The sequence below is a fragment of the Pedococcus sp. P2_A3 genome (assembly GCF_056405035.1).
In genome coordinates this window covers 1-9,049 of record NZ_JBFUCW010000043.1, presented here as the reverse complement: position 1 = coordinate 9,049, position 9,049 = coordinate 1, and the positions used below count along the sequence as shown (strand labels likewise).

Annotated in this window: 10 protein-coding genes; 6 read left to right on the top strand and 4 right to left on the bottom strand. The window is 67.7% G+C overall.

The window, feature by feature from the left end; translation table 11 throughout:
* Window positions 1-212: 212 nt before the first annotated feature.
* The 4 genes from AC1DX8_RS20885 (at window position 213) to AC1DX8_RS20870 (ending at window position 3,240) form a co-directional block, all read left to right on the top strand.
* Window positions 213-530, top strand: a complete 318-nt coding sequence (locus tag AC1DX8_RS20885) for a hypothetical protein (RefSeq protein WP_477631877.1) — start codon at window positions 213-215, stop codon at window positions 528-530.
* 71 nt (window positions 531-601) lie between these two features.
* Entirely contained in the window at window positions 602-1,351 is a 750-nt protein-coding gene (locus tag AC1DX8_RS20880) for a HesA/MoeB/ThiF family protein (protein WP_477631876.1), read from the top strand.
* Entirely contained in the window at window positions 1,348-2,574 is a 1,227-nt protein-coding gene (locus AC1DX8_RS20875; protein ID WP_477631875.1) for an MFS transporter, read from the top strand. The genes AC1DX8_RS20880 and AC1DX8_RS20875 overlap by 4 nt, the downstream gene beginning before the upstream one ends.
* Window positions 2,575-3,240, top strand: coding sequence for a class I SAM-dependent methyltransferase (locus AC1DX8_RS20870; RefSeq protein ID WP_477631874.1), 666 nt, complete (start codon window positions 2,575-2,577; stop codon window positions 3,238-3,240).
* Window positions 3,241-3,291: 51 nt separating this feature from the next.
* On the opposite strand, the gene AC1DX8_RS20865 is transcribed toward AC1DX8_RS20870, so the two are convergent.
* The 4 genes from AC1DX8_RS20865 to AC1DX8_RS20850 form a co-directional block, all read right to left on the bottom strand.
* Window positions 3,292-3,777, bottom strand: coding sequence for an RDD family protein (locus AC1DX8_RS20865; protein WP_477631894.1), 486 nt, complete (start codon window positions 3,775-3,777; stop codon window positions 3,292-3,294).
* Between the two features lie 246 nt (window positions 3,778-4,023).
* Complete coding sequence (locus tag AC1DX8_RS20860) at window positions 4,024-4,605, bottom strand: RDD family protein (RefSeq protein WP_477631873.1); 582 nt, start codon at window positions 4,603-4,605, stop codon at window positions 4,024-4,026.
* Window positions 4,606-4,769: 164 nt separating this feature from the next.
* Window positions 4,770-6,017, bottom strand: a complete 1,248-nt coding sequence (locus tag AC1DX8_RS20855; protein WP_477631872.1) for a DUF4032 domain-containing protein — start codon at window positions 6,015-6,017, stop codon at window positions 4,770-4,772.
* 163 nt (window positions 6,018-6,180) lie between these two features.
* Window positions 6,181-7,293, bottom strand: coding sequence for an ABC transporter ATP-binding protein (locus AC1DX8_RS20850; RefSeq protein ID WP_477631871.1), 1,113 nt, complete (start codon window positions 7,291-7,293; stop codon window positions 6,181-6,183).
* A 269-nt stretch (window positions 7,294-7,562) separates the two neighbouring features.
* Between AC1DX8_RS20850 and AC1DX8_RS20845 the strand changes: the two genes are divergently transcribed.
* Window positions 7,563-8,576: a LacI family DNA-binding transcriptional regulator gene (locus AC1DX8_RS20845; protein WP_477631870.1), complete on the top strand. Its 1,014-nt coding sequence runs from the start codon at window positions 7,563-7,565 to the stop codon at window positions 8,574-8,576.
* Between the two features lie 144 nt (window positions 8,577-8,720).
* Window positions 8,721-9,049, top strand: a 329-nt coding sequence (locus AC1DX8_RS20840; protein ID WP_477631869.1) for a helix-turn-helix domain-containing protein, incomplete at its 3' end; no start/stop codon positions are given.

Below are 9,049 nucleotides of genomic sequence, written 5' to 3'. Positions count from 1 at the left end.
CCGGCAACCGGTGCCGCACCTTTCTCGTACCCAAGTTTGGTCCAGGCTTGGGCGCTCCTACCGACCATCCCGATTCGTGTTTCCCGTCATGGATGCCGCGCGCGGCCGTCATGTTCTGTGGAGGGCGCCCATCGCTGATCTCCACGCATTGCTGGCGAGCAGGTAAATAAAAGGAAACATAAGAAAACGATAGGAAACGCATAGGAAACGCTATGGTGGGCGAGGTCATGGGGAAGGCCCATGGCACGAAGGAGGGAGAACGCATGGTGGAAGTGCAGCTTCGGGGGATCGCCGAGGGCCGCCTCGATACCGAGAGCCTCAGCTTTGGCGCCGGCGAACTAGTTGTCGACGACGTCCTGCGCGACATCGCGTGGCGGGACGAGCAGCTGGCCAGGAACATCTACGACGACGATGGGACGGCTCGTCGCTCGTTCCGTGTCCTGGTGAACGGGAGTGTCGCTCCGGCAGCACAAGAGCTCTCCGATGGGGATCTGGTCGTCATCGCGGGCGTCTTCACCTGCGACGGCTGACCGCCGCAGCGTCGCTCGCCGAGGGGGCCGCGCTACGTCGCGGCCCCCTCGTGCATCTGCATCCGTCGACCGTGGAGAAGAGTGTGGAATTCGAGGACACCAGGTACAACCGCCAAGAGATGATGCCCCAGGTGGGCCCTGAAGGTCAGCGCCGCTTGGCTGCCGGTTCCGTCGTGAGTGTGGGAGCGGGAGGGGTCAAGTCCCCGCTCCTCTACTACTTGGCCGCCGCGGGGGTCGGCCGCATTCACATCGTCGACTTCGACCAGATCGAGCTAAGCAACCTGAACCGGCAGATCCTGTACCGGAACCACGACATCGGCCGCTCAAAGGCGGTGACCGCAGCAGAGGAGCTCAGGGAGCTCAATCCCTCCATTGAGGTCACCCACGCGGTCGAGCGGATCTCTGCCGCGAACATCGAGGCTCAGCTCGCGGGCTTTGACGTCCTTCTGGAGGGAGGCGACGGTCCCGAGCAGAGGATGCTGGTCAATGCGTTCGCCCTGCGGACTCGGACGCCCATGGTGCACGTGTCTGCTCAGTACGCGCACGGCTACGTCTTCTGCATGGTCAACGACAACGACGCGTGCCTGAACTGTGCCTTTCCGGATCTTCCCGAGAGTCGTCGTGGGGCCGTGCCTGTCTGGGGAGTCGCCACCGGACTGTCCGGGGTTTTGGGCGCTAACGAAGTCCTGAAGATTCTTCTCGGCAAGGGCGCGCTCGCTCGCAACGAGATGCTCTGCTTCTCGAACATGCAGAACGACTTCTATCGCATCCCGGTCGAGAAGGACCCTGCCTGCCCGTCGTGTAGCCGGGTCCCAGTGTGAGCGAATGGAGCCCGCGGCGCATCGAGAAGGCGGCCATGGTTGCGACCGGCGTCGATGCCGTCGGTACGGGAACCTTCGTCAGCGCCTCCGCAATCCTGTTCACGCGGTTCAACGACGTCTCCGTATCGGCCATGGGGCTCGGTCTGACCCTCTCTGCGCTGACAGGGATGTTCGCATCGGTACCGGTGGCACAGCTCGCGGACAGACAGGGAAGCCTTCGTGTCTTCACGCTCGCCTACCTGGCGCGGGCCATCGGGATGCTGGCGTGGTCCCAGGTCTCCGGGCCGGCGGCCTTCATCGTGTTTGCTGCAGCCTTTGGGATCGTCGATCGGTCAGCCGCATCCTTGACGCGGAGCCTCATCATCTCCCCGCTGTCCCGTGAGCAGGGAGTGGCCCTGCTCGGCCGCATTGCGCTGCCCGCCAACCTCGGATACGGAGTCGGTGCTGCCCTGAGCGCCCTCGCGCTGTATCTGCACCTTGCGCCAGTCGTCATCTTCGGGCTCAATGCGGCGTCATTCGTCGTGGTGGTCTTGCTCTATCGCTACGCACTAGCGGGGGAGGACACCACTGCCGCTCGGGTCAAGAGATCGATTCTGTCCTCACCGGGCTCGGTGAGGACGGCCTTCGCGGACTCACGACGCAGGCGGGTGCTCGCTGAGAACTTCTTCTTCTCGTTCCACCGGACGCTGCTCAGTGTCTATCTACCGCTCGTGGTCATTGCGAAGGCACCTGAACTGACCTGGGCGGCCCCTCTGATCTTCATCCTCAACGCCGCCACGGTCGGGTTCCTTCAAGAACGCGTGAACATACTCGTGCACGTAGGGGGAAGGCATGTGCTGGCATGGGGCGTCTCGGGAATCCTGATCGGCCTGACCATTGGAGCCGCCGTCTTCATGGACCGAGTAGGGGGGAATGCTGCCCGGGCCGTGGTGTTGCTCCTGGTGTTCGCGCAGATCGCGGCCGAGATGCTCCAGAGCGCGGCGCTGTCCGTGTACATGGTGGAACTCAGTAGGCGAGAGGCTACGGCAACCGACCTCAGTGCTATCAACATGGGCGGGCAGCTGCAGAACATCGTCGGCCCGTTGCTATTCACCGCCCTCCTGGTTGGCCAGGGGTGGTTGCTGACGTCACTCTGCGCGGGCATAGTGCTGGCAGCCGCCGTCCGGGTGCTCGTCCAGCACGGCGAGCGAGCCACCTGGACCACGGCCTCGGGGGCTCAGTAGATGGGTGACGACGCATCATTGGGTCGACGTTGGGACTGGCACTACCTCACGCGCAGCGAGCACCCCAACCCGCCCCTACCGATCGTCGAGTGCGTGGTCGAACGCGCCGAAAGAGCGGGCCGAATCCTGTACGTGGGCTACGGGGACGGCAGGAACGCATCGGCGTTGCTCAGGGCGGGGCTCGACGTCTACTCGTGCGATCTGTCGGCATATGCGGTCGACGTTGCGAGGAAGGCCTTCCCTGGGCACGAGCATCGTTTCGAATGTGCGACTGCTTCTGAAAGCTTCGCGGCCGTCCCGCGGTTCGACCACCTCGTGTTGTCACGCGTGCTGATCCACGACTCGTTCGCCGCGTCACGCTCCCGCGTCCGGGGGGTCGTCCAGCGACTCCGCGCGGGCGGTCACCTCTATGTGCAGTGGCCGGCGATCGGTACCGACCTATGGCCCGGTTGGACGGATTACGAGCTTGACCAGGGGGGCAACCTCTCCCTGGGCTATGCGCAAGCAACGGAGCGCAAGTTGTACCTGTCCTTCTCGGGCGTTGTCGCCACGGTCGAGGACGCTGGTCTGTCATTCGTCGACGGGCCACGGGCTGTGGACTTGCCCCGGCAGGCGTACCCGGGCGGGATCGTTCGAAACTGGCTCGGAGTCGCGGTCAAGCAATAGCTCGCGTCATCCGGTCGCCAGCACTGGTCGCCCGAGTCGGAGGGCGGGGCCTCAGCCGCGGGGCACCTCGACCACCACGGTGCCGAGGATCATGTCGGCGAACGTCTGGCGCTTGCTGTCCCACAGGGGCCAGAGGTAGCCGATGTAGGCGAAGCCGTCGAGGGTGTGCGCGAGGTCGCGGACAAACGCCATGCCGGCTCCGATCGGCTGGCCGCTGTGCTCGTCCACGAGTCGGATCCCCATGGCCTTCTTGCCGATGCTCTGCCCGGTGCGGCCCTGCTTGAAGGCACGGTTCCAGATCCCGATGGCGAGCATCGCGAGCAGGCCCACGGCGACCAGGAGCCCACCCAGGATCATCAGCCCGGGGTTCCCGCTGTCGGGCGGCAGGTAGTCGGAGCCCGACGAGGAGATGTCTGCGCCGGAGTCGGGTGCGCCGACGACGAACAGCACGACGCCCACGATGTAGGGGATCATGCCGATGAACTGCACCGCAGTGTCGATGAGCATCGCGGCCACGCGCGTGCCCCAGCCGGCCAGCGGTCCCCACGGACCGCTGGCGACGCTCGGCGGCGGCCCGGCATACCCTCCCGGCCCCGGGTAGGGGGCTGGAAGGCAGCGGAGGACGCGGTCGTGGGCGCGGTCGGGCCCGTCGCGGCGGGGCCGGGCGCGGTCGGGTCGGGCGCGGTCGGGTCGGGCGTCGGTTGGTGGGCGAACGGGTCCGCAGGTGGTGGTGTCATGGGTTCCCCTCGTGTCGCCCGCAACCTAGCAGCGACAGYCGCGTCGTCAGGCCAGGGCGCGCTGGGCCCAGGTCGGGCCGTCGGACTGGGGCTGCCGGACGTCCTTGGCCACCACCGTGCCGACCAGCTTGTCGGCCAAGGTCTGCTTGCGGCGGTCCCAGAGGGGCCAGAGGTAGCCGATGTAGAGGATCCCGTCCACGACGTGCACGATCTCGCGGACGAAGGCGGAGCCTGCCCCGATCGGGGTCCCCGTCCTGGAGGACACGAGGACGATCTTCATGGCCGCCTTGCCGATGCTCTGGCCCGTGCGCCCCTGCTGGACGACGCGGTTCCAGACCCAGATGACCATGCTGAGGATGCCGCCGAGACCCATCAGGCCGAGGCCGATTAGCACCGTGACGCGGTCGGTCTGGCGAGTGGGGTCGGCCGACTGGTAGACCGTCGCGCCGGAGCCCTTGGCGTCGAGCAGCATGACCAGGCCGATGAGGTAGGGGAGCATCCCGAGAATCTGGACGACCTCGTCGATGAGGCGGGCTGCGACCCGGAGCCACCAGCCGGCCACCGGAGTCCAGGTCCCTCGGCCGAACTCGTGCTGCTGGGTGGTGACGGCGGCCTGGGCCTGGCTCATGAACTCCCCTTGACGGCGGTGCGTGCGGTGTTGACGCGGTCACCGTATGGGGCCAAAGGCATCCCACATCTACCGTTTGGGGCCGATATCGTCCGAGTGGCTGATGCGGCGCCCACGATCCGGGAGACGGGTGGGGCGGGGGTGGACCGGTGTGCAGCGAGAGGTCAGTCGTCGAACATGGCGACGACCGGCATCTCGACCGTGTCGACGCCCACCACCGTGGCCTCGTCGGGCTTGCTCGGCAGCACCGTCTTCACGTAGTCGGCGATGGCATCCTCGATCGGCATGTCGTGGCCGGCCCGCTCGGACAGGTACCAGCGGTGCTCGAGCACCTCGTGGAACAGCTCGGCGGGCTCGAGCTTGCCGGCCAGCTCACGCGGGACGGTGCGGGTGATCGGCTCGTAGATCCGCTGCAGCCAGTCGTGGGCGACGATCTCCTCGTCGTCGTTCTGCCGGTCGGTGCCCGCGCGGTAGGAGTCGAGGTCGTTGAGCAGCCGGCGGGCCTGGTTCTCCTCCACGTCGAGCCCGGTGAGCCGCAGGAGGCGCCGCGAGTGGTGGCCGGCGTCGACGACCTTGGGCTGGATCTGGATGGTGGTGCCGCCGATGTCGGTGGAGATGGCCAGCTCGTCCACGTYGAAGCCGAGTTCGTTGAGGCGCCGGATCCGCTCGTCGACCCGCCAGCGGTCGCCGCGCTCGAAGCGCTCGAGGCCCGTCAGCTCCTCCCACAGCTCGGTGTAGCGCTCGACAATGCGGTTCGAGGTGTCGACGGCGTCGACACCGGCCTCGAGGAAGCCGCCGGCCTCGAGGTCCATCAGCTCACCGGCGATGTTGACGCGGGCGATGTCGAGGTCGTGCTCGCGCTGCCCGTCGGTGAGCGTCTGGTGCAGCTCCCCGGTCTCGGCGTCGACGAGGTATGCCGCGAACGCGCCGGCGTCCCGCCGGAACAGGGTGTTGGACAGCGACACGTCGCCCCACCAGAAGCCGACGAGGTGGACGCGGACGAGCAGCACCGCCAGGGCGTCGATCAACCGGGTGGTGGTGTCGGGGCGCAGCGACTGGCTGAAGAGCGCGCGGTAGGGCAGCGAGAACTGCAGGTGCCGGGTGATCAGGCAGGCATCGAGGGGGGTGCCGTCAGCGGACGTGCGGCCGCTCACCACCCCGAACGGCTCGACGCACGGCAGGTCGAGGCGGTTGAGCATCCGCAGGAGCTGGTACTCGCGAACCGCGATGTCGGCCTTGATCTCCTTGACCGCCAGCACCTTCCCCGAGAGCTTGACGAACCGCACGACGTGCCGCGAGATGCCGCGGGGCAGGGCCGCGAGGTGCTCCTCGGGCCAGGTCTCCAGCGGAAGCTCCCAGGGCAGGTCGAGCATGGCCGGGTCTGGTCGTGCTGCGGTGATCTCGAGTGCCACGTCTCATCCTCCCAACGACGGGGACAGCCGCGTCGCCCGGTCCAGATCAGGTGCCAACATCAGTCCGGTTGGCGGGGTGTTGACGGGTGGGGTGCCAGGTGAAAGCGGTGTGGCCGGCTCCCACGAACGGGAGCCGGCCACCCGGCATACGGTGCTGCTCGGGTCAGTCGCCGAGGCGCTGGCCCGAGGTGGCGTCGAAGGCGTGCACGTGCCCGGTCTTCGGGGCGAGGTAGACGGTCTCGCCCTTCTTCGGGGGCGTGCGGCCGTCGACGCGGGCGATGAACGGCCGCTCGGGCGCGTCGCTGTCCTCGTCGGCCTCGATGTGCTGGTGGGCCTTGGTCGAGCCGTAGATGTAGGCGTCGGCGCCGAGCTCCTCGACGACGTCCACGGTGACCGGGATGCCCTGGCCCTCGGTGGTGAGCTCGAGGTCCTCGGGACGGACACCCAAGGTGATGTTCTTCCCGGATGAGGCGTCGAGGATGGCGCGCTCGACCGGAACCGTCGAGCCACCGACCTTCACGCCACCGTCAGCCACGTCGACGTCGAGCAGGTTCATGGCGGGGGAGCCGATGAAGCCGGCGACGAACACGTTGTTCGGGTGGTCGTACATGCGGCGCGGGCTGTCGCACTGCATGAGGATGCCGTCCTTGAGGACCGCGACGCGGTCACCCATCGTCATGGCCTCGACCTGGTCGTGGGTGACGTAGACGGTGGTGACGCCGAGGCGACGCTGCAGCGACGCGATCTGCGTGCGGGTCTGGACGCGGAGCTTGGCGTCGAGGTTCGACAGCGGCTCGTCCATGAGGAACACCTGGGGGGAGCGCACGATCGCGCGACCCATGGCGACGCGCTGGCGCTGGCCACCGGAGAGGGCCTTCGGCTTGCGCTCGAGGTACGGCTCGAGGTCGAGGATCTTGGCGGCCTCCTCGACGCGCTTGCGGATCTCGCCCTTGTCGACGCCGGCGATCTTGAGCGCGAAGCCCATGTTGTCGGCGACCGTCATGTGGGGGTAGAGCGCGTAGTTCTGGAAGACCATGGCGACGTCGCGGTCCTTGGGGGACAGGTTGGTGACGTCGCGGTCACCGATCCAGATCTTGCCGGCGTTGACCTCTTCGAGGCCTGCGAGCATGCGGAGGGAGGTGGACTTGCCACATCCGGAGGGGCCGACCAGGACGAGGAACTCGCCGTCCTCGATGTCGATGTTGAGCCGGTCGACAGAGGGCTTGTCGTTGCCCGGGTAGAGGCGGGTGGCCTCGTCGAACTTCACAGTTGCCATGGCTTCATTGCCTTCCTTCACCGGCAGGAACGTGCCGGACGATCCGTTGTAAAGGGTGGTACCGCCGCAGACATCGGTGTCCGCGGTGGGCTCAGTCTGTCCCAGGGTGGGGCGTTGCGCCAGTGCTGGTGCGTGCTGGTGAGACGGTGGCGGCGGTGCCCGCCAGAGAGAATGAAAGCGTTTGCGCACGGATGTGAGCCGCGGCATACCTGAAATATCTTGCAGCGTGTGGCCGGTCGGGCCTGCAAGTTCTTGCTACCGTCACCGCCATGAAGGCGAGACTGGCTGACATCGCGGCGCACGCCGACGTCAGCGAGGCCACCGTCAGCAGGGTGCTCAACGGCAAGCCCGGGGTCGCGGAGGCGACGCGCGAGGCGGTGCTCACCTCGCTCGACATCCTCGGCTACGACCGGCCTTCCCGGCTGCGGCGCAAGACCGCCGACCTCGTCGGCCTGATCGTGCCCGAGCTGACCAACCCGATCTTCCCGGCATTCGCGCAGATCATCGAGACGGCACTCGCCCGGCACCAGTTCACCCCGGTCCTCTGCACGCAGACCCCGGGTGGGGTGCACGAGGACGAGTACGTGCAGATGCTGCTCGACCGCGGCGTCGCCGGGATCATCTACGTCTCGGGCCAGCACGCCGATGTCACGACCGACCCCGAGCGCTACACCAGCCTGCGGGAGCGCGAGCTGCCGATCGTGCTCGTCAACGGCTACCAGGAGGGCATCGACGCGCCCTTCATCTCCAACGATGACGTCGCCTCGATGGAGCTGGCCCTGACCCACCTGGTGCAGCTGGGCCACACCCAGATCGGGCTGGCGGTCGGACCCGAGCGGTTCGTGCCCGTCATCCGGAAGATCGCCGGGTTCCGGGCCTCCATGCGCAGCCTGCTCGGGCGCGAGGACGTCGACGAGCTGATCGAGCGGACCATGTTCTCGGTCGAGGGCGGTGACACGGCCGCGGCGCGGCTCCTCGAGAAGGGGTGCACTGCCGTCGTGTGCGGCTCCGACCTGATGGCGCTCGGCGCGATCCGGGCCGCCCGGCGCGCGGGCCGTCAGGTGCCGGCCGACTTCTCCGTGGTCGGTTATGACGACTCGCCGCTGATCGCCTTCACCGACCCGCCCTTGACGACGGTGCGGCAGAGCGTGCAGGCCATGGCCGAGGCGGCCGTGCGAGCGCTGCTCGACGAGATCGCCGGGGAGCCGTCGCCGCGGGCCGAGTACGTCTTCCGCCCCGAGCTGGTCGTGCGCGCCTCGACCGGAGCTGCCCCCACCCGCTGAGGTCTCGAGCAACCTTTGCTAGCTGTACTGACCGGGGACGTTGGTTGAGTGGGTGTGATCCGCTGATCTGATCAGTGGCGCGGGAGGGCCTCCCGCGGTGGAGTGGAACTGCCTAGGTATCCGCTCACAAAACAGGAGGCCCTCGTGTCCCACGCTAACGCTGCCCTGACCCCTCGTGCCCGGCTCACGGTCGCCAAGTTGGTGGTCGACAGCGGTGTCCCGGWGGCTGAGGTCGCGGCCCGGTTTCAGTGCTCCTGGCCGACGGTCAAGCGGTGGGCCGACCGGTATGCCGCGGGCGAGCCGATGAGCGACCGGTCTTCGCGCCCGCACRCGATGCCCGCCAAGACCACCACGGTGGTCACGCGGCGGATCGTGTCGTTGCGGCTGCGTAAGCGGTTCGGGCCGGTCCAGCTCGCCTCGTTGACCGGGGTCGCGCCCTCGACCGCGCACCGGGTGCTGACCCGGTGCCGGCT

Bases quoted from the DNA above. Each gene is read 5' to 3' on its own strand.
- AC1DX8_RS20885 (WP_477631877.1), top strand. From the start codon at position 213: ATGGTGGGCGAGGTCATGGGGAAGGCCCATGGCACGAAGGAGGGAGAA.
- AC1DX8_RS20870 (WP_477631874.1), top strand. From the start codon at position 2,575: ATGGGTGACGACGCATCATTGGGTCGACGTTGGGACTGGCACTACCTC.
- AC1DX8_RS20860 (WP_477631873.1), bottom strand. From the start codon at position 4,605: ATGAGCCAGGCCCAGGCCGCCGTCACCACCCAGCAGCACGAGTTCGGC.
- AC1DX8_RS20850 (WP_477631871.1), bottom strand. From the start codon at position 7,293: ATGGCAACTGTGAAGTTCGACGAGGCCACCCGCCTCTACCCGGGCAAC.
- AC1DX8_RS20845 (WP_477631870.1), top strand. From the start codon at position 7,563: ATGAAGGCGAGACTGGCTGACATCGCGGCGCACGCCGACGTCAGCGAG.